At 71.7% G+C, this 23,739-nt stretch carries 21 protein-coding genes; 8 read left to right on the top strand and 13 right to left on the bottom strand.

Annotated features, from left to right (window positions below):
- Positions 1-12 precede the first annotated feature (12 nt).
- The 9 genes from H283_RS0115995 to H283_RS0115955 form a co-directional block, all read right to left on the bottom strand.
- Entirely contained in the window at positions 13-390 is a 378-nt protein-coding gene (locus H283_RS0115995; protein ID WP_020144536.1) for a hypothetical protein, read from the bottom strand.
- Positions 387-1,160 carry a LytTR family DNA-binding domain-containing protein gene (locus tag H283_RS25400; protein WP_020144535.1) on the bottom strand — a complete coding sequence of 258 codons (774 nt, stop codon included), beginning with the start codon at positions 1,158-1,160 and terminating at the stop codon, positions 387-389. Before H283_RS25400 ends, H283_RS0115995 begins: the two co-directional genes overlap by 4 nt.
- Entirely contained in the window at positions 1,157-2,281 is a 1,125-nt protein-coding gene (locus H283_RS0115985; protein ID WP_043649840.1) for a sensor histidine kinase, read from the bottom strand. The genes H283_RS25400 and H283_RS0115985 overlap by 4 nt, the downstream gene beginning before the upstream one ends.
- Positions 2,282-2,443: 162 nt before the next feature.
- Positions 2,444-3,976 carry a GTPase ObgE gene (gene obgE / locus H283_RS0115980; protein WP_028785645.1) on the bottom strand — a complete coding sequence of 511 codons (1,533 nt, stop codon included), beginning with the start codon at positions 3,974-3,976 and terminating at the stop codon, positions 2,444-2,446.
- Positions 3,977-4,107: 131 nt separating this feature from the next.
- Complete coding sequence (gene rpmA, locus H283_RS0115975; protein WP_020144532.1) at positions 4,108-4,377, bottom strand: 50S ribosomal protein L27; 270 nt, start codon at positions 4,375-4,377, stop codon at positions 4,108-4,110.
- Between the two features lie 39 nt (positions 4,378-4,416).
- Positions 4,417-4,725 carry a 50S ribosomal protein L21 gene (gene rplU / locus H283_RS0115970; protein ID WP_028785644.1) on the bottom strand — a complete coding sequence of 103 codons (309 nt, stop codon included), beginning with the start codon at positions 4,723-4,725 and terminating at the stop codon, positions 4,417-4,419.
- A 125-nt stretch (positions 4,726-4,850) separates the two neighbouring features.
- Positions 4,851-8,150, bottom strand: a complete 3,300-nt coding sequence (locus H283_RS0115965; RefSeq protein ID WP_020144530.1) for an Rne/Rng family ribonuclease — start codon at positions 8,148-8,150, stop codon at positions 4,851-4,853.
- Positions 8,151-8,359: 209 nt separating this feature from the next.
- On the bottom strand, positions 8,360-9,133 hold the full coding sequence (locus H283_RS0115960; protein WP_020144529.1) for a TIGR03936 family radical SAM-associated protein: 774 nt from the start codon (positions 9,131-9,133) through the stop codon (positions 8,360-8,362).
- Positions 9,134-9,191: 58 nt separating this feature from the next.
- Positions 9,192-9,965, bottom strand: a complete 774-nt coding sequence (locus H283_RS0115955) for a 1-acyl-sn-glycerol-3-phosphate acyltransferase (RefSeq protein ID WP_020144528.1) — start codon at positions 9,963-9,965, stop codon at positions 9,192-9,194.
- Between the two features lie 249 nt (positions 9,966-10,214).
- On the opposite strand from H283_RS0115955, the gene valS reads away from it, so the two are divergent.
- The 8 genes from valS (at position 10,215) to H283_RS0115915 (ending at position 19,683) form a co-directional block, all read left to right on the top strand.
- Positions 10,215-12,881 carry a valine--tRNA ligase gene (gene valS, locus H283_RS0115950; RefSeq protein ID WP_020144527.1) on the top strand — a complete coding sequence of 889 codons (2,667 nt, stop codon included), beginning with the start codon at positions 10,215-10,217 and terminating at the stop codon, positions 12,879-12,881.
- 104 nt (positions 12,882-12,985) lie between these two features.
- A complete protein-coding gene (locus tag H283_RS26780) occupies positions 12,986-13,720 on the top strand; it encodes a DUF4129 domain-containing protein (protein WP_020144526.1) in 735 nt (244 codons plus the stop codon).
- Positions 13,717-14,373, top strand: a complete 657-nt coding sequence (locus H283_RS0115940) for a hypothetical protein (RefSeq protein WP_020144525.1) — start codon at positions 13,717-13,719, stop codon at positions 14,371-14,373. The genes H283_RS26780 and H283_RS0115940 overlap by 4 nt, the downstream gene beginning before the upstream one ends.
- A gap of 3 nt (positions 14,374-14,376) precedes the next feature.
- Positions 14,377-15,393, top strand: coding sequence for a MoxR family ATPase (locus H283_RS0115935; RefSeq protein WP_020144524.1), 1,017 nt, complete (start codon positions 14,377-14,379; stop codon positions 15,391-15,393).
- A gap of 4 nt (positions 15,394-15,397) precedes the next feature.
- A complete protein-coding gene (locus tag H283_RS0115930; protein ID WP_020144523.1) occupies positions 15,398-16,711 on the top strand; it encodes a DUF58 domain-containing protein in 1,314 nt (437 codons plus the stop codon).
- The gene (locus H283_RS0115925; protein WP_231372297.1) at positions 16,708-17,319 is read left to right on the top strand and encodes a hypothetical protein; all 612 of its coding nucleotides are present in this window, start codon (positions 16,708-16,710) and stop codon (positions 17,317-17,319) included. Before H283_RS0115930 ends, H283_RS0115925 begins: the two co-directional genes overlap by 4 nt.
- Positions 17,320-17,438: 119 nt before the next feature.
- Positions 17,439-18,077 carry a TetR/AcrR family transcriptional regulator gene (locus H283_RS0115920; RefSeq protein WP_043649835.1) on the top strand — a complete coding sequence of 213 codons (639 nt, stop codon included), beginning with the start codon at positions 17,439-17,441 and terminating at the stop codon, positions 18,075-18,077.
- Between the two features lie 58 nt (positions 18,078-18,135).
- Entirely contained in the window at positions 18,136-19,683 is a 1,548-nt protein-coding gene (locus H283_RS0115915) for a DHA2 family efflux MFS transporter permease subunit (protein WP_020144520.1), read from the top strand.
- A 62-nt stretch (positions 19,684-19,745) separates the two neighbouring features.
- On the opposite strand, the gene H283_RS0115910 is transcribed toward H283_RS0115915, so the two are convergent.
- The 4 genes from H283_RS0115910 to H283_RS0115895 all read right to left on the bottom strand — a co-directional run bounded on the left by H283_RS0115910 (position 19,746) and on the right by H283_RS0115895 (position 23,580).
- Positions 19,746-20,384, bottom strand: coding sequence for a hypothetical protein (locus H283_RS0115910; protein ID WP_020144519.1), 639 nt, complete (start codon positions 20,382-20,384; stop codon positions 19,746-19,748).
- Positions 20,385-20,429: 45 nt separating this feature from the next.
- The gene (gene clpX, locus H283_RS0115905; RefSeq protein WP_020144518.1) at positions 20,430-21,707 is read right to left on the bottom strand and encodes an ATP-dependent Clp protease ATP-binding subunit ClpX; all 1,278 of its coding nucleotides are present in this window, start codon (positions 21,705-21,707) and stop codon (positions 20,430-20,432) included.
- 148 nt (positions 21,708-21,855) lie between these two features.
- Positions 21,856-22,512: a hypothetical protein gene (locus H283_RS0115900; protein ID WP_156023239.1), complete on the bottom strand. Its 657-nt coding sequence runs from the start codon at positions 22,510-22,512 to the stop codon at positions 21,856-21,858.
- A 108-nt stretch (positions 22,513-22,620) separates the two neighbouring features.
- On the bottom strand, positions 22,621-23,580 hold the full coding sequence (locus H283_RS0115895; RefSeq protein ID WP_156023238.1) for a hypothetical protein: 960 nt from the start codon (positions 23,578-23,580) through the stop codon (positions 22,621-22,623).
- Between the last annotated feature and the right edge of the window lie 159 nt (positions 23,581-23,739).

Below are 23,739 nucleotides of genomic sequence, written 5' to 3'. Positions count from 1 at the left end.
GACGCACCCGGGTCACCGACCGTCGAGCAGGTCGCTGAAGGTGGCCTCGTTGCGCTCGGACCGCCGCACGTAGAAGGCGCCGAGGCCGATGATCTCGGCGAACGCGACGACCGTGAGCAGGATCCACGGCAGCGGCACGCCGAGCAGGTGGATCCCGGCCAGGCCGGGGACTGCCGTGAAGAGCAGGGGCAGCAGCCCGAGCGTCGAGGCGAGCACGAGGAGGACGCCGAGGGCGAGGCGGAGCTGGCTGCGCATGAGCGAGGTGATGTAGACCTCCCCGAGTCGGGTCTGCTCGTCGATCTCGGAGGCGATCGAGACGTTCCGGGTGCGCGCGGCCGAGGTGCGGGGGCTCGTGACGCGGACCCGCGCTCGGGGGGCCTCGGGCGTCATGATCCACCGCGCCCGAGGGGCTGCGCACGTCTCACGAGCAGGTCGCGCAGCGCGCGCGTGTGGCGTCGGCTCACGACGAGCTCGTGCCCGCCGACGACGACGGTCGTGCGCCCGCCCTCGGTGCGCCATTCGGTGATGTGGCCGAGCGCGACGAGCGAGGACCGGTGGATGCGGACGAACCCCGCCTCGCGCCACTGGTCGGCGAGGGTCGTGAGCGGCACACGGACGAGGTGGCTCTCGCTCGCGGTGTGCAGGCGGGCGTAGTCGCCCTGGGCCTCGACGTAGAGGACGTCGGAGCGCGGCACGAGCCGGCTCACCCCGGCCAGCTCGACGACGATGGTCTCGTCGCCCGCCGACGTGGACGTCTCACGCCCGTGGATCTGCCGGACGACGCGGCGCACCGCCTGGTCGAGCCTCTCGTCGCGCACCGGCTTGAGGACGTAGTCGACGACGTTGAGCTCGAACGCGTCGACCGCATGCTGCTCGTGAGCGGTGACGAAGACGATCGGGGGCTGGGTCGTGAAGCGCGACAGCACCCGCGCGAGGTCGAGGCCGCTGAGGCCCGGCATCTGCACGTCCATGAAGATGGCGTCGACCTGCTCCTCGTGGAGCACGCGCAGCGCCGCCTCCCCCGAGCCCGCCGGGACGACCTGGCGCACGCACTCGTGGCGGCCGAGCATCCACGTGAGCTCGTCGAGGGCCGGCGCCTCGTCGTCGACGGCCAGCACCCGCAGCAGCGGCGCCGTCTCGGTGTCCGGGGTCGTGGTCACACGTGCACCCCCGGCCGGAACTTCGGCAGGCGCACGACGACCTTGGTGCCCGCGCCGGGTGCGGTCTCGACGACGAGACCGTAGTCGTCGCCGAAGGCGGTGCGCAGGCGCTCGTCGACGTTGGCCAGGCCCACCGAGTCGCTGCCCGGGTCGCCCGCGAGGACTCGGCGCACCCGCTCAGGGTCCTCGCCGACGCCGTTGTCCTCGATCGTCACGACGCACTCGTGGTCCGCGTCCTGCGCGAGGATGCTGATCTCGCCGCTGCCCGCCCGGCCCTCGATGCCGTGCTGCACGGCGTTCTCGACGAGCGGCTGGAGGCAGAGGAACGGGACGACGACGGGGAGCACCTCGGGCGCTACGCGGACCGTCACGGTGAGCCGGTCACCGAAGCGGGCCTTCTCGATGACGAGGTAGGCCTCGATGGAGCGGAGCTCCTCTGCCAGCGTCGTGAACTCGCCGTGCCGCCGGAAGGAGTAGCGGGTGAACTCGGCGAGGTCGACGAGCAGCTCCCGGGCCCGCTCGGGGTCGGTGCGCGTGAACGACGCGATGGCGGTCAGCGAGTTGTAGATGAAGTGCGGACTGATCTGCGCCCGGAGGGCACGCACCTCGGCCTCCATGAGCCGGGTGCGCGAGGCGTCGAGCTCGGCCAGCTCGAGCTGTCCCGAGACCCAGCGAGCCACCTCGTTCGTGGCGCGGACGAGACCCGCCGACGCCCGCCCGGTGAAGACCTGGAGCGTGCCGACGACCTTCTCGTCGACGTCGAGCGGCGCGACGATCGCCTGGCGCACGATGCACGAGGGCTCGGCACACGCGACGTCCGCGCCGTCGACGACGGTCGTCCGCGCGTGGCCGAGCGTCCCCGCCGAGATGACGGCGGGCTGGTGGGCGTGGTGCGAGCGCCCACCCTCCCAGGCGAGCAACGCGCTCGTGTCGGTCATCGCGACCGCCGGTGCCCCGAGGAGCGAGCGGAGGTGCTTGAGCGATCGCTCAGCGGCGGCCGGCGTCAGCCCCATCCTCAGCGGGGGCGAGGCCAGCAGCGCGGTGTGCAGGGTGCGGTACGTCGCACGGTCGGCCTCCGTGCCGAGGTGACCGCGACGCAGCAACGCGCCCCACGAGCTCATGCCGACACTGTAGGCGGTCACCCCTCGCCGGGTGCCCGTCCCCGCGGCCCTGGAGACCCGACCTCAGGGAGCGCAACACACCGTGCAGGTCGCGACCCACCGGGATCCGATCCGGGCGCGTCGTGACCTGCACGGTGTGTTGCCGCGGAGGTGCGGGTCGACTCAGGCGTCGTCGCCCTCGTCGGCGGCGACGTGCCAGAGGCCGGAGCGACGCTCGGCCTCGAGCTCCTCCTGCGTCTTGGCACGAGCGGCGTAGCGGTCCTTCTGAGCCTCGCGCTTCTCGTCTCGCGTGGGGCGCGAGGACTCCGCGAGCCGGAGGTCGGTGCCACGGGTGCCGAGCAGCTCGGCGCCGGCCTGCAGCGTCGGCTCCCAGTCGAAGACGACGGCGTCCTCGGCGGTGCCGATGACGACCGTGTCGCCGGCGACGGCGCCGACCTTGTAGAGCTCCTCCTCGACACCGAGACGGCCGAGCCGGTCGGCGAGGTAGCCGACGGCCTCGTCGTTGGAGAAGTCGGTCTGGCGCACCCAGCGGTAGGGGCGCTCTCCGGCGACGCGGAAGATCGGCCCGTCCGGACCGTTCTCCTTGACGATGGTGAAGCCCTTGTCGTCGACGGACTTCGGGCGCAGCACGACGCGCTTCGGCACGGCGGCCTCGGCCTCGATCTCGGCGCGGGCGGCGTCGACGTGGCGGGCCATCGCGAAGCTCAGCTCACGCAGGCCCTGGTGGGCGACCGCGGAGACGATGAAGACCTCGATGCCACGCGCCTCGAGGTCCGGCTTGACCATCTCGGCCAGCTCCCGGGCCTCGGGCACGTCGGCCTTGTTGAGCACGACGATGCGGGTGCGGTCGGCGAGCGGCTTGCCACCGAGGTCGGCGTCGGGCACGTAGAGCGACAGCTCGTTCTCGATGACGTCGAGGTCGCTCATCGGGTCACGGTCGGGCTCGAGGGTCGCGCAGTCGATGACGTGGACGAGGACCGAGCAGCGCTCGACGTGGCGCAGGAACTCGAGGCCCAGACCCTTGCCCTCGTGCGCGCCGGGGATGAGGCCCGGCACGTCGGCGACGGTGAAGCGGGCCGAGCCCGCGGTGACGACGCCGAGGTTGGGCACGAGCGTCGTGAAGGGGTAGTCGGCGATCTTGGGCTTCGCGGCCGACAGCACCGAGACGAGCGAGGACTTGCCGGCGCTCGGGAAGCCGATGAGCGCGACGTCGGCGAGCGTCTTGAGCTCGAGCACGACGTCGACCTCCTCGCCGGGCTCGCCGAGGAGCGCGAAGCCGGGCGCCTTGCGGCGGGCCGACGACAGCGCCTTGTTGCCGAGACCTCCGCGGCCGCCCCGGGCGATGACGTGCTCAGTGCCCATGCCGACGAGGTCCATGATGATGCGTCCGTCGCCGTCCTTGACGACCGTTCCCTCCGGAACCGACAGGACGAGGTCGTCGCCGTCGGCGCCGTTCTTCTCGTCGCCGGCACCGGGCAGGCCGTTGACCGCCTTGCGGTGCGGGTGCCGGTGGTAGTCGAGCAGGGTGGTCGCCTGGGGGTCGACCCGCAGGATCACGGAGCCGCCGTGTCCGCCGTTGCCGCCGTCAGGACCGCCGAGCGGCTTGAACTTCTCGCGCTTGACGGAGGCGACGCCGTGCCCCCCGGCGCCGGCGCTGAGGTGCAGCACGACGCGGTCGACGAAGGTCACTGCCATGGGGGTCACTCTTCCAGATCAGGGTGGGCGGACGGCATACGCAGCTTGCGAATGCCGTGTGCCCGGGAAAGGCGGAAGGGCGGGCCACGCGGGCCCGCCCTTCCGGTACAAACTCAGTGGTGATCAGCAGATCACTCGGCAGCTGCGGTCTCGACCTGCTCGATGTTGACCGTCTTGCGGCCGCGCTTGGAGCCGAACTTCACGGCGCCGGCGACGAGGGCGAAGAGCGTGTCGTCGCCACCGCGACCGACACCCTCGCCCGGGTGGAAGTGCGTGCCGCGCTGACGGACGAGGATCTCGCCCGCGTTGACCTTCTGGCCACCGAAACGCTTGACGCCGAGGAACTGTGCGTTCGAGTCGCGACCGTTGCGGGTCGAGGACGCACCCTTCTTGTGTGCCATGTCAGTCCTTCTCTCGTGAGTCTCTGGGTTCCGGGTGGATCACGCGTTGATGGCGGTGATCTTGACCTGGGTCAGCGGCTGACGGTGGCCCTGACGCTTGCGGTAGCCGGTCTTGTTCTTGTACTTCATGATGACGATCTTGGGGCCCTTGGCGGCCTTGACGACCTCGGCCTTGACCGACACCTTGGACAGCTTGTCGGCATCGGACGTGACCGTGGTCCCGTCCACGAGGAGCAGCGGCGTGAGCTCGATGGCATCGCCGGGCTGACCCGTCACCTTGTCGACGAGCAGGACATCGCCCACCGACACCTTCTCCTGGCGACCGCCAGCGCGAACAATCGCGTACACAGTGAAACTCACTCTCTCATCAAGGGTTGGTATCGCCGCTTTCGGCACCGGCCCGTCAACACGGGCCCGGTGGGCGCACCAAGGGAAAAGATTACCGGCTGGGAGGTCCGACCTCCAAACCGAGGTCAGGCCCCGCCGGTGCCGCCCGACTCGCCGCCGGACTCGTTGCTCGCCCGCGGCGGGCCGGCCGGGGCGACGACACGGCCCCGACGACGGCGGCCACGGGCGGCAGGCGCCGCCGCGGCAGCCGGCTCGGGAGCCTCGGGCGCCGAGTCGTGCGTGGTGTCGTCGGAGACGGTGGTCGTGTCGGTCGTGGTGTCGGTCGTGGTGTCGGCGACGTCGGACTCGAGCTCGACGTGCGTGCCGCCCTGGGTCGCCTGCTCGTCGGCGGGGTCGACGTCGTGCGCGTCGTCTCCCGACCACGGGCCGTCGTCCTGGGGGAAGGCCTTGTCACCGTGGACCTCGGCGCTCATCTCGGCGACGGCCTCGGCAGCCGCCTCCCCCGCCGGCTGGCCGGAGGCGCTCTTCAGCGCTGCCGCGTGGGCCGCTGCCGCGATCTGGGCGGCCGTCGGGCCGTTGGTCTTGGACTCCGCCTGCGGTGCCTGCTGGGACTGCTGGCTCGCCTGCTGCCCGCCGTTGGCCTGGTTGCCGCCCTGGCCCGAGGCCTGGCCGGCACCCTGACCGCGGCCCCGACGACGGCCGGTGCCAGCACCTGCGCCGTTGTCGCCATGGCTCTGCTCGTGCGCGTGGGCGCCCTTGTCGACGGGGTCGGTGTGGATGATGAAGCCACGGCCGTTGCAGTGGTCGCACGTCTCGGAGAAGACCTCGATGAGGCCCGACCCGACCCGCTTGCGGGTCATCTGGACGAGGCCGAGCGAGGTGACCTCGGCGACCTGGTGCTTCGTGCGGTCCCGGCCGAGGCACTCGAGCAGGCGACGCACGACGAGGTCGCGGTTGCTCTCGAGGACCATGTCGATGAAGTCGATGACGATGATGCCGCCGATGTCGCGCAGCCGGAGCTGGCGCACGATCTCCTCGGCCGCCTCGATGTTGTTCTTGGTCACCGTCTCCTCGAGGTTGCCGCCCGAGCCGACGAACTTGCCGGTGTTGACGTCGACGACCGTCATCGCCTCGGTGCGGTCGATGACGAGGGAGCCGCCGCTCGGCAGCCAGACCTTGCGGTCCATCGCCTTGGAGAGCTGCTCGTCGACCCGGTGGTGCGTGAAGAGGTCCTCCTCGGAGGTCCACTTCGTGACGCGGTCGGCGAGGTCGGGCGCGACCGAGGAGATGTAGGGGTGGATCTCGTTCCACGCCTGGTCGCCGGCCACGACGAGCTGCTTGAAGTCCTCGTTGAAGACGTCGCGGATGACCCGGACCGTGAGGTCGGGCTCACCGTGCAGGAGCATCGGGGCCTGGCCGCCGGTGACCGAACCCGGCGCACCGTTCTTCTTCTTGCCCTTGCTCTTGCCGGCGCGGGGCGAGGACGCCGCCTCGGCTTTGGCCTGGATGTCCTCCCACGTGCGCGTCAGTCGCTCGACGTCGGCACGCAGCTCCTCCTCGCTGGCGCCCTCGGCCGCCGTGCGCACGATGACGCCCGCCGAGTCCGGGACGACGTCGCGCAGGATCTTCTTGAGACGCGCACGCTCGGTGTCGGGCAGCTTGCGGCTGATCCCGGTCATCGAGCTGTTGGGGACGTAGACGAGGTAGCGACCCGGCAGCGAGATCTGCGAGGTGAGTCGGGCGCCCTTGTGGCCGATCGGGTCCTTGGTGACCTGGACGAGCACCGTCTGGCCCGAGCCGAGGGCGTTCTCGATGCGCTTGGGCTGGTTGGCCTCGAGGCCCGCGGCGTCCCAGTTGACCTCACCGGCGTAGAGCACGGCGTTGCGGCCCTTGCCGATGTCGACGAAGGCGGCCTCCATCGAGGGCAGGACGTTCTGCACGCGACCGAGGTAGATGTTGCCGGCCATCGAGACGTTCGTGGCCTGGTCGATGTAGTGCTCGACGAGGACGCCGTCCTCGAGCACCCCCATCTGGGTGCGCCCCTCCTTGTTGCGCACGACCATGACCCGGTCGACGGCCTCGCGGCGGGCGAGGAACTCGGCCTCGGTGATGATCGTGCGGCGGCGCCCGGCCTCGCGACCTTCGCGCCGGCGCTGCTTCTTGGCCTCGAGGCGGGTCGAGCCCTTGACCGCGACCGGCTCGTCGCTCTGGCTGCGCGGCTGGCGCACCCGGGTCGAGACGTTGGGGGTGTCGTCACCGGAGTCGGGGGTGGAGCCGGCCCGGCGGCGACGACGGCGGCGACGGCTCGAGCCGCCCTCGTCGTCGGAGTCGCCCTCGGAGTCGGAGTCGCCCTCGGAGTCGGAGTCGTCGGAACCCTCGGGGGCCTCACCGCGAGCGTCGCTCGAGCGCCGTGCGTCGCGGGAGTCCCGCTCCTCGGTCTCGGACTGCTGGTCCTGTGCGTCGTCGTCGTCGGTGGCGCGACCCCTGCGGCCCTTGCCGCCGCGACGGCGGCGCGAGCGACGCGGGCTGCTCTCCTCGTCGGTCTGCTCGTCGGTCTGCTCGTCGACGTCGGTCTGGTCCTCGTCGGCGACGGTGGGCTCGTCCTCGACGACGGGGGTCGGCTCCTCCGCCTCGGGCGGGGGCGTGCCGCGGCGTCGGCGCGTCGGCACGGCCTGGCTCGCGTCCGGGGCCTGGAAGAGCACGCTGAAGCTGGGGACGACGGCGCCCTGGCGGTCGTCGTCGGAGTCACCGACCGAGGCAGCGTCGTCGATGTCCTCGGACTCGTCGAGGGCGTCGACGTCGATGAGGGCGGAGAGGTCGATCGCTCCGGGGTCGGCGGCCGTGTAGGTCGCCGTGCTCGCGTCTGCGGCGCTCTCCGTGGTCGCGTCGTCGCCCGAGAGCGCACCGGCGACGAGCTCCTCGACGGCAGCGTTCGCCCGGTCGGCCTTGGTGCGCGACCCACGCTTCGTGGCCCGAGCGGCTCGCGGTGCCCTCGCGGCCCTGGGGGCCTTCTCGGCAGGCGCGGCCTCGGTGGACTCCTCGGCGACCTCGGAGACCTCGGCGACCGGGCTCGGCCCGTCGGTGTCGGGGGCCGGCTCGACCGTCGCCTTCTTGCGCGTCGCGCGCTTGCGGGCCGGACGCTTGGCCTCGGGGGCAGTCTCGGGGGCGGCCTCGGCCGGGGCGTCGCCGGTGGAGACTCCCTCGGGTGCCGTGGCGACCGCGGGCTCGCCGGTGGACGCCTCGGTGGCGGCCTCAGCGGGCGCGTCGGCCGGGGCCGCGGCGGAGGGCACGATCGTCGTGGCCTTCTTCGTCGTGCGACGCGCGGCGCGGCGGCGTGGCGCCGGCGCGTCCGTGCTCTGCTCGTTGCCCTGCTCGGAGGGGAACAGCGTGGCTTCGTCGCCGGTGGTGGTGTCGTTGGGTGCCATCAGGCAGCCTCCCGTCAGGTGCGGTGTGACCCACACGCGGCCGGGGCCGTCGACACCGCACGAGTGCGGTTGCAGTCGTCGCGCCGCGTCTGCGACGGGACGGAAGTCGTCTCGCTACACCCGAAAACGGTTCGCGCTGGGCGCGGCCCCGTGATCGAATGCCGTCGGCGTCCTGGTCGGCAACCATTTCGTCGTCATGACCTGGCAGGTCATTCCAGCGGGTCGGTCACCCGCACGTTTGCGGTGTCGAGCGGTCCCTGCGCCAGTCGCGTCACCAGTGGGGGGCGCGGAGGCTGCAGGTCGGCGATCTCACGCAGCGCGGTCAGAATGTCGTCGGGGCGTACAGCAGGTGTGGTGTGCCGTACGACCATGCGCAGTATCGCACAGTCGGTGCCGACTTCGTGAGTCGTGACCGTGTCGTCGAGCGCGTCGCGCGGGCCCAGGACGCGCGCGGCCACGATCGAGCCACGCACGTCGAAGGTGCGCGGACCGGACTTCGTCAGCCGGGTCACCTCGGCCGTGTCGCGCTCCATGAGCGCCGCGACGGCTGCCCCGAGGACCTCGAGCGGCACCCCGGCGAACTCGAGCACCCAGTCGCTGGCCTCGAGACGGTCGGCGAGCGCCCCGGGGGAAGCCTCGACGACCTGGAGGATGTCGATCCCCTCGGGGAGGGCCTCGTCGAGCGCGGCACGGACCGACTCGGGCTCGACGCGCTGGGTCACCGAGATCTCGAAGTACTCCGCCTCGCTGGCCGTGCCCGTGGCCGCGGCGTTGGCGTAGCTGATCTTCGGGTGCGGGTGGAAGCCGGCCGAGAAGGCCATCGGCACGTCCGCGCGGCGCAGCGCCCGCTCGAGCGCGCGCTGGAAGTCGCGGCTCGAGGTGAACCGCAGCCGACCCCGCTTGGTGTAGCGGATCCGGAGCTTCTGGACCGCGGGGTCCGGGGCCGGACCCTCGGGGACGCGCTGACGTGCCTGACGAGCCATGTCCGGAAGGCTACCGGCGCCGGGTCATCGCCCCGAACGTCAACTCCCCCGGACCGCGTCACTCGGGCGGGAAGCCCCGCTGCTCGTCGGCGCGCCGCTGCCGCTCCAGCGTGTCGGCCTCGTCGAGGCGGGTCGCCTCGGCGAGCGTCGGCGCGGTGCCGCCCATGCTCGCCGGGAGGAACTTGAGGTCGGGGCCGGTCAGGGGCTCGTATGCCGCCCGGGCGACCGCCAGCAGGTCGGCCATGACGGCCTTGTACTGCTCGGTGACGGCCACGGGGTCGGCGTCGGGCGCGACGGCGATCGGCTCGCCGACGTTGATGAGGATCGGCACGTTCGTGCGGCCGAGCCGCTTGGGGTGGCCCTTGGTCCAGACCCGCTGCGAGCCCCAGATCACGACCGGCAGGATCGGCACGCCCGCCTCGAGGGCCATCCGGGCCGCGCCGGTCTTGAACTCCTTGAGCTCGAACGAGCGCGAGATCGTCGCCTCCGGGAAGACGCCGACGATCTCGCCGGAGCGGAGCGCGTCGACAGCGGCGGCGTAGGACGCCGCTCCCGCGGTCCGGTCGACCGGGATGTGCTTCATGCCGCGCATCAGCGGACCACTGACGGCGTGCGAGAAGACACCGTCCTTGGCCATGAACCGCACGAGTCGGTCGGACTTCTGGGCGGCGAGCCCGGCATACGCGAAGTCCATGTAGCCGGTGTGGTTGATCGTCATCACCGCTCCCCCGACGCGCGGGACGTTGTCGTCGCCGAGGATGGTGAACTTCAGCCCCTGCATCGCGAACACCCCGCGGGCGAAACCGATGACGGACGAGTAGACGGGCTCCATGGGGACACTCTGCCCTGCGCCGCTCCGGTTCGGCACGCCGATGGCCCGGTCGCCCCTGCGAACGGTCACGGGATGACCGTGATCGCGGGCGCGGCCGTGACGCACGCCACGCCGGTCACGGCTCGCAGTGCCGACTCCGGGGTGGCGCGCGGACCGCGCCGGACGGCATACGTGCGCCGTTCGACCGTGCCGGCCGATCAGGGGAAAGCCGGTCGAGGGCACCCCGGCGCGCATGGAAGGATTGGGCGCATGACTGACACACCTGCACCCACGACCTCGCGGATCCCCGAGCGACCCACGCTCGACGGGCTCGAGGAGAAGTGGATGCAGGTATGGGCCGACGAGGGCACCTACGCCTTCGACCGCGAGAAGGCCCTCTCGCTCCCGCGCGACCAGGTCTTCGCCATCGACACCCCGCCGCCCACGGCGAGCGGCAGCCTGCACGTCGGCCACGTCTTCAGCTACACCCACACCGACTGCATGGCCCGCTACAAGCGGATGCGGGGCCTCGAGGTCTTCTACCCCATCGGCTGGGACGACAACGGCCTGCCGACCGAGCGGCGGGTCCAGAACTACTACGGCGTGCGCGGCGACGCGAGCCTGCCCTACGAGGAGGGCTTCGCGCCGCCCTTCGAGGAGGGCGTCGACGCCAAGGGAAAGGCGATCAAGGCCGCCGACCAGCGCCCGATCAGCCGCAAGAACTTCATCGAGCTGTGTGACGTCCTCACCGTCAAGGACGAGGTGACCTTCGAGTCGCTCTTCCGTCGCCTCGGCTTCAGCCTCGACTGGAACATCTCCTACCGCACCATCGACGAGCGCTCGCGCGCCGTGGCGCAGCAGGCCTTCCTGCACAACCTCGAGCGCGGCGAGGCCTACCAGAGCGAGGCCCCGGGCCTGTGGGACGTGACGTTCCAGACCGCCGTGGCGCAGGCCGAGCTCGAGGCACGCGACTACCCCGGCGCGTACCACCGGGTCGCCTTCCACCGGGACGGCGGCGAGCCGGTCTTCATCGAGACGACCCGGCCCGAGCTCATCCCGTCGGTCGTGGCCCTCATCGCGCACCCCGACGACGAGCGCTACCAGTCGCTCTTCGGCACGACGGTCACCTCGCCCCTCTTCGGCGTCGAGGTGCCGGTGGTCGCCCACCGCGCCGCCGAGATGGACAAGGGCGCCGGCATCGCCATGTGCTGCACCTTCGGCGATCTCACCGACGTCATGTGGTGGCGCGAGCTGCAGCTGCCGATCCGGTCGCTCATCACCCGCAACGGCCGCCTCCAGGCCGAGACGCCCGAGTGGCTGGCCGGCGGTCCCGGCGAGGCGCTCTACGCCGAGTCGCTCGCGACGAAGACGACGTTCAGCGCGCGCGAGGCCGTCGTGGCCGCGCTCCGCGAGTCCGGCGACCTCGACGGCGAGCCGCAGAAGACCCAGCGCAAGGCGAACTTCTACGAGAAGGGCGACAAGCCGCTCGAGATCGTCACCTCGCGCCAGTGGTACATCCGCAACGGCGGCCGCGAGGAGGCGCTGCGCTCCAAGCTCGTCGGCATGGGTGACGAGGTCGACTTCCACCCCGCCTTCATGCGCTCGCGCTACAAGAACTGGGTCGAGGGGCTCAACGGAGACTGGCTCATCTCGCGCCAGCGCTTCTTCGGCGTGCCGTTCCCCGTCTGGTATCCCGTCGACGCCGCGGGTGAGGTCGACCACGACCACCCGTTGACGCCGCCGGCGTCGGCGCTGCCCGTCGACCCGCAGATCGACGTGCCCGAGGGCTACGAGGAGTCGCAGCGCGGCCAGGCGGGTGGCTTCGTCGCCGACCCCGACATCATGGACACGTGGGCCACGTCGTCGCTGACACCGCAGATCGCCGCCGGCTGGCCGGTCCGCGAGGGAGCCGCCGACGGCGACCGGCTCGGGTCGGACGAGGCGCTCTTCGCGAGCATCTTCCCCTACGACCTGCGCCCCCAGGGGCACGACATCATCCGCACCTGGCTCTTCGCCACGGTGACGCGCTCGTACTTCGAGCACGGGGTGGCGCCGTGGAAGCACGCCGCGATCAGCGGCTGGATCCTCGACCCCGACCGCAAGAAGATGAGCAAGTCCAAGGGCAACGCCGAGACGCCCGAGGACGTCGTCAAGGCCAACGGCGCCGACGCGGTGCGCTACTGGGCGGCCTCCGGGCGCCTCGGCACCGACGCCGCCTACGACACCGGGCAGATGAAGGTCGGGCGACGGCTCGCCATCAAGGTGCTCAACGCGAGCAAGTTCGCCCTCGGCTTCGGTGACGTCGACGGCGACCTGCGGGCCGCCGTGACCCACCCCCTCGACCTCTCGATGCTCGCGGCCCTCGCCGACGTCGTCGACAAGGCCACCCAGGGCTTCGAGGGCTGGGACTACACCCGCTCGCTCGAGGCCACCGAGACCTTCTTCTGGACCTTCTGCGACGACTACCTCGAGCTCGTCAAGGACCGCGCCTACGGCGGCCAGGGCGACGAGGCCGCAGCGAGCGCCCGTGCCGCGCTGCGCCTCGCGCTCGAGACGCTGCTGCGCCTGCTCGCGCCGTTCATCCCCTACGCCACGGCCGAGGTGTGGTCGTGGTTCGGCGAGGGCTCGGTGCACCGCCAGCCGTGGCCGACTCGCGACGAGCTGCCGTCCGGTGGCGAGCCCGCGCTCCTGACGTCGGTCGGCGCGGCCCTCGCGGGCGTGCGCAAGGTCAAGTCCGAGGCCAAGGTCGGCATGCGCGCCGAGGTGCGCACCATGACCCTCGTCGCCCCCGCGGCGTCGGTCGCCCACGTGCAGGCCGCCGAGTCCGACCTGCGGGCCAGCGGTCGCATCAGCGAGCTGTCGTATGCCGAGGGCGAGGTCGTCGAGGTGCGTGACGCCCAGCTCGTCCCCGTCGAGAAGCCGGCCACCCAGGGCTGACCCACGAGGCGACCCGTGGGTCGTCGCCGTCCGGACCTATCGGGACGGCAACGATCGGTCGGCTCCGCGACCGTCGACGAGCCCGCTGGCATAGGGTCACTCGCATGTCGAGGCGGGGGGCTCAGGTCACCATCGTGGGTGGCGCCGTCGTCATGGCCGCACTGGTCGTGGCCGCGCTGGGCCAACCCGTGCCGTTGCTCTCCCGACCGGTCGACACGGAGACGGCCACACCGCTGCCGACCCTCACGTCGCTGCCTCCCTCCGCGACGCCGTCCCGGCCGTCGTCGACGTCGACGGCGATGCCCTTCGACCCGTCTCCGGTGCTGGTCACCCTCGTCCAGATCGTGCTCGTGCTGGCAGCCCTCGTGGTGCTCGTCGTCCTCGCGCAGCTGGTCCGGTCGCTGCTGCGCCGACGCCCGCACCTCGAGCTGCACGAGGAGCCGGACTTCGCCGTCCCGCTCGTGCCGACCGAGCTCCTCGAGGAGGCGCGGGACCGGCTGCGGGACCTGGAGAGCGGCGAGCCGCGCAACGCCATCGTCGCGGCCTGGCTCGGCCTCGAGACCTCCGCCGCCGCGACCGGCCTGCCCCGCCTGCCCGCCGAGACGTCGACGGAGTACACCGAACGCGTCATCGGCGTCTGGCCCGTCGACTCTGCCCGGCTCGGCGACCTCGCCGCCCTCTACCGGGAGGCGCGCTTCTCGGTCCACGACCTCGGCGAGAGCCACCGTGACCGCGCGATCGCCGACCTCCGCGTCCTCATCGCCGACCTCGAGCAGGTGGCCTCGCGGCAGGCTGCCGACCGAGGGGCGTCGGCGGCCGCTCACGAGGAGCTGTCGTGAGCAGCCAGCCGGACGGCACACCACCTCGGACCCGGCGTGAGGCGCGTGAGACGCGGGAGGCCCGTGAGCGCGCCGCTGCCTCCTCGGTCGTACGGCCACTCCCCCGTGGGGCGGTCGGCCGGGCGCCGTCGCGGGCCCGGGAGATCGCCCTGGCGCTGCGCCCGTGGCGTCGTCGACTCGTCGGACTGCTCCTGACGTGGGTGGTCCTCGCGGCGCTCACGGCGGGGCTCGGTCTCGCACCGGACGTGCCGGTGCTCCTCGCGATCCTGCTCGCCGCCGCGCTGCTCGTCTGGCATCTCATCGACCACACCGCGCCGCAGCACCTGACGGTCTGGCCGCTCGTCGACGGCGACCTCGGCGGCCACTCGCGCGGCAACGACTTCCGCGTCACCAACCTCGCCGGGCGGCTCGAGGCGGCCAACACCCGCCGCGAGGGACGCGAGAGCGTCGTGCACGACCTGCACCTGCAGCTGCAGGTGCTCATCCGCGAACGGCTCTACGCCCGGCACGGCATCGTCGCCGAGGAGGAGCCGAAGTGGGCCCAGAGCGTGACGCCTCCCGAGCTGTGGGACCTGCTCGTCGGTCTGCCCCCACCCGACCTGTACCGTCCCCAGCGCCTCGACCCCATCCTCCGACGAATCGAGCAGTGGTAGCGCATGACCGACATGAACCTGACCCGCGTCAGTGAGCTGAGCGGCGCCGTCCTCGACGAGGTCGACCGCGCCGTCGTCGGCAAACGCGAGTCGCTGCAGCTCGTCCTGTCCGGCATCCTCGCCGGCGGCCACGTCCTCATGGAGGACTTCCCCGGCCTCGGCAAGACGCTGGCGGCACGCAGCTTCGCGCAGACCCTGGGGCTCGACTTCAAGCGGGCCCAGTTCACGCCCGACCTCCTGCCCGGAGACATCACCGGATCCTTCATCTACGACCAGCGGTCGGGCGACTTCGAGTTCCGCGCCGGGCCGCTCTTCGCGGGGCTGCTCCTCGCCGACGAGATCAACCGCACGCCGCCGAAGACGCAGGCCGCGCTCCTCGAGGCGATGCAGGAGAAGCAGGTGACGGTCGAGGGCCGCACCTTCCAGCTCCCACGCCCCTTCCACGTCCTCGCGACCGCGAATCCCGTTGAGTACGAAGGGACCTACCCACTCCCGGAGGCGCAGCTCGACCGCTTCCTCATGCGCATCTCGTTCGGCTACCCGACGCTCGACGAAGAGTGGGAGATCCTCTCCAACCGCATGGCCCGCCAGCGCGAGGAGCAGGAGCTGCGCCGCATCGTCGACGCGGAGCAGCTGCTCGCCATGCAGGCCGCCATCGAGGCGACGGCCGTCGACGAGTCGGTCGGGCGCTACTGCGTCGCGTTGACCGCCGCCAGCCGCACGCATGCCGACGTCCTCATGGGCGCCTCGCCCCGTGGCGCCCTCGGTCTGCTCCTGTGCGCCCGGGCGTATGCCGTCGTCGACGGTCGCGACTACGTGACCCCCGAGGACGTCAAGGCCGTCGCCGTGCCGGTCCTCGCGCACCGCATCACGGTCAAGCCCGAGCTGTGGATGAGCAACGCCTCGGGCCGGAGCATCGTCGAGAGCCTCCTGCGTACGGTCGCGACCCCGTCAGCCCGGGAGCACCTGGCTCCGGGGCCGGCCGCCGACTCGGCAGCAGGCCCGGTGGCGGGCGGCTGAGCCGGTGCAGCCCTGGCGCCCCCACCGGACCGCCACGCGCCGACTCGGCGGGTGGGAGCCGACCGCTGCCCACCAGCGGGCGATCCTGCTCGCCGCCGGGGGCGCGATCGTCGCCGTCGTCGGTCGACGGGCCGACCTGCTCGTCATCGTGGCGCCGCTCGTCGTCGCCGCGCTGTGGGGTCACCTCGTGCGGCCACGCACCGAGGTCACCGCGACGGCGCGACTCGGCGACACGACGCTGCGCGAGGGCTCGGCGACCGGGGTCTACGTGACCACCGAGCCGGCCCTGCACGACGTCCACGGCGTCGTCACCCTGGCCCAGGCCCCGTGGGTCGAGCGCAAGCCGTCGAGCGGGATCGCCGAGCTCGAGGACGGGGCCGCGACGCTCGGGCTGCGGTCCACCCGCTGGGGACGTCGTCGCGTCGGCACCGTCAGCGTCGCGCTCGTCAGCACGTGGGGAGCCTTCCGGGCCGGCCCGGTCGACCTGCCCGACCTCGACTCCGCCACCCTCCCCGTGCCGGCCTCCTTCGACGCGAGCGCTCCGACACCGCACCCGCGCGGCATCGTCGGGCTGAACCGGTCGAACCGACCGGGGTCCGGCTCGGAGTTCAACACGATCCGGCGGTTCCACCCGGGAGACCGGCTGCGACGGATCCACTGGCCCGTCTCGATGCGGACGGGAGCCTTGCACGTCACGTCGACGTTCACCGACGAGGACGCACACGTCTTCCTGCTCGTCGACTGCTTCAGCGACGTCGGCCCTCGCGAGGGCATCGACGGACGCCCGACGAGCCTCGACGTCACGGTGCGGGCGGCCGGCGCGATCAGCGAGCACTTCCTCCGGAGCAACGACCGGCTCACCCTGCGCACGGTCGGAGCGGCCGAGGTCCCGACCCTCGGCGTCGGCTCGGGAACGAACCACCTCCGCCGCGTGCTCGACACGCTCGCCGCGATCTCCCCGGCGACGGAGCGACGCGACACCGGCGAGCACGCGATCCGCGGCGTCGACCCCAACGCCCTGTGCCTCGTGCTCTCACCGCTCATCGACCCGACGATGGTGACGCTGGCCCACACGCTCGCGGCGCGCGGCATGACGGTGGTCGTCGTCGACACCTTCCCCGAGCACCTCGTCGCCGACCCGTCGAGCGTCTACCAGGCCCTGGCCTGGCGGATCCGGCTGCTGTCCCGCGACGCCGAGGTGCACAACCTCCGGCTGCGCGGTGTCCCTGTCGTGCCCTGGCGCGGCGCCGGCTCCCTCGACCAGGTCCTCCGCGACATCGCGCGTCGGGCGTCGGCGCCACGGATGGCGAGGCGGTGACCGTGCGCGCGCCCGCCGAGGACCCGCCCGGGCCGACGCGTACGCCGTGGGTGGCCCGCCGCGTCCGGCTGCGCCGCACGGTGCGGTTCGGCGCCGGCCCCGAGTGGTCCCTGAGCCAGCTCGGCGCGACCGGCGCGGCGATGGGAGGTGTGGCCGTCTACCTCGCGAGCCTGTCCTTCGCGGTCGGCGGGTTCGACGCCCTCTGGTGGGCGCTCGTGCTGCTGCCGCTCGTCACGATGGCCTGGGCCGGCTCGGCGGCGCCTGTCGTCTACTGGACCCTGTTGCTCTACGGGTGGTTCACCCTGACCTCGGCCGGGAGCTTCTCGTGGTGGTCGCTGCCGGCCGCCGCCGGCTGCGTCGTCGGCCATGCGGCGGCCGCGCTCTCCGCCTCGTCCCCACCGGCCGGGTCGTTCACCGCCGCCACCACCCGTCGCTGGGTGCGCCACACGGCCCTCGCCTTCGCGGCGGCCGTGCCCGTGGCCATCCTCGCCGGGCTGCTCGCCGGACGTTCGCCGGGACTCGTCCCGGCGGCATACGTCATCGGGCTCGGCGGCGTGGCCGCCGGCCTGTGGTTCGTGCGCACGAGCCCACCCGTCGAGCGCCTGTGAGCGGCCCGGCCCGGCATCGGGCCACGGCTCGACAACGGGTTTGCCAAACGCCGTCGCCGCGACCTACTCTTTGATGAAACGAAACAGTTTCGTTTCATCGGGGTGGGACCGGGGTGAGCATGAGCACGACCAGCGCGAGCACGACGGACGCGGCACACGCGAGCCGTCCGCGTGTCGCCGGTGACCGCGAGGTCGAGATCCTCGAGGCCGCGATCGACGTCCTGCGCGAGAGCGGTTACGACCGGCTCACGTTCGACGCCGTCGCCACGGCCGCACGAGCGTCCAAGGCGACGCTCTACCGGCGGTGGCCGCACAAGCGCGACCTCGTCATCGACGCCGTCGGGCTCTTCATCGACTGCCCCGCCGAGCAGGACCCCGACACCGGGAGCCTGCGCGGCGACCTGCTCGCCCAGGCCTGCGCTGACGGAGGCCTCGACGACGAGGTCGTCATCGGCACGTGGGGGGCGCTGCTCCCCGTCGTCCACCGTGAGCCAGAGCTGGCACGCGGCATCCACGAGCGGTTCCTGGCCCCGAAGATCGAGGCCACCCGCACCATCTTCGAGCACGCCCGAGAGCGGGGTGAGGTCGGCGCAGACGCCGACCTCGACACCCTGCTGATGATCCTCCCGTCCCTGTCGATCCACGAGGCGCTGCTCTCCGGTCGTCGACCCGGGCCGGACCGCATCGCCGAGTTCGTGGACAGCGTCGTCCTCCCGGCCTGCGCCGCCACCCTCGCGCCCGCGCCCAGCACTCGCTGAGCCGGCCCGCGTCGGGGCGACCCACCACCACACCTGCACGTCTTCGAGAGGAACACCCATGTCTTCGACCACGGTCGATCAGGTGGACGAGCCACAGAGCGAGTTCACCTCCCACGACACACCGCCGAAGCGGCTCGGCCTGGCGCTTTTCGTCATCTGCGCTGCCCAGCTCATGATCGTGCTCGACGGCACCATCGTGAACATCGCGCTCCCCCACATCGAGACCGACCTCGGCTTCAGCCAGGCGAACCTCCAGTGGGTCATCACCATCTACACGCTCGCCTTCGGTGGCGTGCTGCTGCTCGGCGGTCGCCTCGGCGACCTCTACGGCCGGCGTCGCCTCTTCTTCTGGGGCATCGTGCTGTTCACGCTGGCCTCGCTCGTCGCCGGCGTCGCCCAGAACGAGGCGATGATGCTCGCGGCCCGCGCCGTCCAGGGCCTCGGTGGCGCCCTCGCGGCCCCCAACGCGCTCGCGCTCATCACGACGACCTTCCCGGCCGGCAAGGAGCGCAACCGCGCCATGGGCGTCTTCGCCGCCATGTCCGGTGCGGGCGCCGCGATCGGCCTCATCCTCGGCGGTGCGCTGACCGAGATCGACTGGCGCTGGAACTTCTTCATCAACCTGCCGATCGGCATCGTCGTCGCGTTCCTCGCCCAGCGGATCCTCACGGAGTCCGAGGACGGCGGCGGCACGCTCGACGTCCCCGGCGCCATCACCTCGATCGCGGGTCTCTCCTCGCTCGTCTACGGTCTGACCCACGCCGCGAGCACCTCGTGGGGTGACGCCACGACGGTCACCTACCTCGCCATCGGTGTCGTCCTGCTCGTCGCGTTCGTCGTCATCGAGACGCGGGTCAAGCACCCGCTCCTGCCGATGCGCATCCCCGGCGACCGGACTCGTGGCACGTCCTACTTCGTCATGCTCATCGTCGGCGCCGGCATGTTCGCGATGTTCTACTTCCTCGGCATCTACATCCAGACGATCCTCGGCTACTCGCCGCTCAAGACGGGCCTCGCGTTCCTGCCCTTCTCGGTCGGCATCGTCGTGGCCGCGCAGGTCGCGTCGTTCCTCATCGCCAAGGTCGACCCCCGCTGGATCTCCGGCGCGGGTGCGGGCTTCGCGGCGCTCGGCATGTGGGGCTTCACCCACCTGACGCCGCAGAGCACGTATGCCGCCGACCTGCTGCCGTGGATCGTCGTCCTCGCCTTCGGCCTGGGCCTCATCTTCGTGCCGCTCACCCTGACGGCCGTCCACGGCGTCGCCCACGAGGACTCCTCGGTGGCCTCGGCCGTGCTCAACACGATGCAGCAGGTCGGCGGCACGCTCGGCCTCGCGACGCTGAGCACGATCTTCGTCAACAACATGGGCGACAAGGTCGCCGAGCTGACCGCGAAGCTGCCGCAGGGTGGCCCGGCTCCGTCCAAGGAGCAGCTGGCTGCGGCCCAGAAGATGATCGCCGACGAGGCGTTCACCTACGGGGCCAGCCGCGCCTACCTCGTCGCGGCGATCATGATCGCCGTCGCCGGCGTCGTCACCCTCGTCGCACTGCACGTGCGGCACCAGGAGCTCGCAACCGACGGGGCCGCTCCGGCCCACATGGGCTGACCCGCTCCGCTCCCCCGCACAGAGGCCACCGTTCATCGCGAACGGTGGCCTCTCCGCGTGGGTCAGGTCCGCGGGTCGTCCCACACGGCGGCCCAGGGCACGTCCCAGCCGGCGATGGCGAGCCGGCGCTCGACGAACGCATGCTCGGGCAGGTCGACGACACGACCGACCGACGGCTCGTAGACGTCGAGCTCCTGCCCACCCGTCGGCGGCATGACGAGGACGACGTGCCGGGGCGCCCACGCGTTGCCGACGTAGAGGAGCGCGGGGCGACCGGGGCGCACCCGGGCGCGCAGGGCGGCATACGTGTGCCGGAGCCCGACCCGGCCGCGCTGGCGGAACCACGCGAGGTCGTAGTCGGCGTCGGGATCGGCGGCGCCGTACTCCAGCTCGTTCAGCGCGCCCCACGGGGGCGTGCCGAGCGCCCGCGGCCACGGCAGCTGCAGCCGGCGCCCCGCGCCGACCAGGGCGTTGGTGCGGGACGCGACGACCTGCTCGTAGGCGGCGAAGCGCTGGGCCTCGGTGCCACCGTCCGGCACGTCCCCGTCACGCGCGTCCTTGCGTATGCCGTCCCGGATCCACTGCGCGAACGCCGGGTTGGCGAGCATGCGGGCGACGGTCAACGAGGCCGACCCGCACGTCGTGCTCGTCTGCTGCACGGGCGCGTGGTCCCCGGCCACGAGGCGGAAGGGAGCGACCACGGGTCAGCCTCCGTTCACGCGGACGCGGCGCGGGCGACCACGAGGTCAGGCGGATTCCTTGCGCGGACGCTTGGCACGCGGCTCGGCCTCACGGCGCACGATCGTCGGGTTGACGTTGTCGAGCACGACCTCGCGGGTCACGACGACCTTGGCGATCTCGTCGTCGCTCGGCACGTCGAACATCACCGGGAGAAGGACCTCCTCCATGATGGCGCGCAGTCCGCGGGCACCCGTGCCGCGCAGCAGCGCCTGGTCGGCGACCGAGGCGATGGCGTCGTCGGTGAACTCGAGGTCGACGCCGTCGATCTCGAACATCTTCTGGTACTGCTTGACGAGCGCGTTGCGCGGCACGGTGAGGATGTTGACGAGGGCCTGCTGGTCGAGCGGCGCCAGCGTCGTCAGGACGGGCAGGCGGCCGATGAACTCCGGGATGAGACCGAACTTCAGCAGGTCCTCGGGCATGACGTCCTGGAAGCTGTCGCCGAGGTCCTTGGGGTTGTGCAGCGGCTGGCCGAAGCCGAGGCCCTTGCGACCCGAGCGCGACTCGATGATCTTCTCGAGGCCGGCGAAGGCGCCGCCGACGATGAAGAGCACGTTCGTCGTGTCGATCTGGATGAACTCCTGGTGCGGGTGCTTGCGCCCGCCCTGCGGAGGCACCGACGCCGTCGTGCCCTCGAGGATCTTGAGCAGCGCCTGCTGGACGCCCTCCCCGGACACGTCGCGCGTGATCGACGGGTTCTCGCTCTTGCGGGCGATCTTGTCGACCTCGTCGATGTAGATGATGCCCGTCTCGGCCTTCTTGACGTCGTAGTCGGCGGCCTGGATGAGCTTGAGGAGGATGTTCTCGACGTCCTCGCCGACGTAGCCGGCCTCGGTCAGGGCCGTCGCGTCCGCGATGGCGAACGGGACGTTGAGCATCTTGGCGAGCGTCTGCGCGAGGTACGTCTTGCCCGAGCCCGTGGGGCCGATGAGCAGGATGTTCGACTTCGCGATGTCGATGTGGTCGTCGTCGCGCTTGACGCCCTCACCGGCCTGGATGCGCTTGTAGTGGTTGTAGACGGCGACGGCGAGCGACTTCTTGGCGACGTCCTGGCCGATGACGTAGTTCTCGAGGAAGTCGAAGATCTCACGCGGCTTCGGCAGGTGGTCGAGACCCAGCTCGCTGCTCTCGGCGAGCTCTTCCTCGATGATCTCGTTGCAGAGGTCGATGCACTCGTCGCAGATGTACACACCGGGACCGGCGATGAGCTTCTTGACCTGCTTCTGGCTCTTTCCGCAGAAAGAGCACTTGAGGAGGTCTCCGCCTTCTCCGATGCGTGCCACCGATTCGCTCCTGGTTCGTCGGCGCCGAACGCTGGGGTGCACCCGGCAGGCCCCAACCTAGGGGCCGACTCCTATTAGACGACGAGGTGACCCCCTCCCGCTCGCGCAACGCCGCTTGTCCGCTGATGGCGGACAAACGACGAGGCTGTCACTTGAACGGCGTTCCATTCGAATCGCGCTGTGTCGCATCGTCGCTGCCATCGGTCCGAGCGCGCCGACGACGGGTGAGGAGCCCGAGTCCGACCGCCAGCGCGAGACCCCCGAACGTCACGACGAGCAGCCCCACGAGCGCGATGACGAGCATCGTCGTCAACGACATCCCGCCGCCGTCGAGGTCGGGCGCCACGCTCCCGGCCAGGTCCGCCGTGTCGGTGCCCGGCGGGGACGCGGTTCCGGCGGCCGCGATCAGCGCTCGCCCCGTGTCGCGCGTCGGGTCGTCGAGGCCCTGGCACGTGTCGAGAACCAGCCGCCCCTCGCGCGCTGACGCCGCGAAGACCTGGAGCCGGCCGGGCTCGGGCGCGGCCGGGCCGCACATGTCCTGGGCGATGACGTAGGTCGTGGTCGCCGCGCGCCCCTTGAAGACCTGGGCCACGTGGAGCGCCCACACCACGTCGTGCGGGCTGCTCGAGCCACCGGGGTCGTCGACGTCGGTGAGCGTCCCGGTGACGACGACGCCGTTGCGTGCGGCCACCACCTCCGGGGTCGCCGGGCCGCACGAGCACGCCGCGGCAACGGATGCCGGCACCACCACGGCACCGAGCAGCAGACCCAGCACCGCAAGAAGCCGGGCGACCTGTGACCTCATGCGCTGCAGCGTACGACGCGCGACAACCCACCACATGGCGTGATGTCGCGGTCCCCGCAGCCGGTCGCCCGCAACAACCCACCATCTGGCGCCCTCACGCGCGCACGATCACCCGGGCACCGCGACGTCACCCGGGAGGCTCGGGAAGTGCAGCCGCCACTCGTCCGAGAGCCGCGGCACGCACATGCCGCGGGCACGCATGACCGCCGTGATCCGGCACAGGGTGCGTGCGGGAGTGCGGTAGACGTCCTTGGACCTCACGACGACGAGCCGCACGTCGTTGCCGTCCATCCACTCGCGCCGGTCGATGTCGTGATCCCACTGCTCGTCGGACTCGGCGTGCTGCCGGCCGTCGTACTCGATCACGATCCTGAACGCCGGGAACGAGAGGTCGAAGCGCCACCGCGTCCGGCCGTCGGGCAAGCGGACCACGTGGTTGACCACGGGCTCCGGGAGGCCGGCGAGGACCATGAGCATCCGCACGCGCGACTCCATCGGGGAGTCCACGCCGTCGCGGACGAGCCCGGCCGCGCGTCGAGCCAGCCGGCGGGCCCTGCCACGGTAGCTCCCTGCCGCCTCGACGAGCTGGCGAGGCGTGACCCGTTCGGCGCGTACGAGGGAGTCACCGAGAATGACGAGGTCGACGAGCCCGAGCTCGTCGCTGAGGTCCAGGAAGGTCGACGTGGGTGTCGTCACCGCGAGTCCGGCGATCGTGGTGCCCCACTGGCCCCGCTTGGGGCGGTGCGCCTTGAGGCCGGCGCCCCGTGGACGTCGCGCGCAGGTCACGTGAATCAGGCCGTCGTCGGGCACGACCCCACCCCACACCCGGGCGGCCGTCTGGTGCGACGCGACGGAGTCTCCGCCGACCATGAGCAGTCCGGCCTCGGCGAGGACGAGGGGCGTCACCCTGGCCGAAGCCGCGATGTAGACGCCGCGCAGCAGCCGTCGGAAGCGGCCCGACCGCAGGTCCCACGGCGTGATCCCGTCAGGCGGGTCAGGGACGCGGCGACCGGTGACGGGGTCAGTCGCGGTGCCGACGCGAAACGGTCGTCGGCTCGAGGTGGTCACGAGCGTGATCGTGCCCGGGTGGCCCGGACCGCGGCACGGGTCGTCCACAGGACGCCAACGACCACCACGACAGGCCGCCATGTGGTCGGTTGCCGCGGCATTCCCCTCTGACCGGCCACGACAACCCGCCAGGTGGCGTGCTGCTGCGGTCACCCCCGG

It is taken from the genome of Terracoccus sp. 273MFTsu3.1 (assembly GCF_000383675.1).
Lineage (GTDB): Bacteria > Actinomycetota > Actinomycetes > Actinomycetales > Dermatophilaceae > Terrabacter.
Note: the sequence above shows the minus strand (reverse complement) of the source record. Positions and strands in the feature narration are given on the sequence as shown.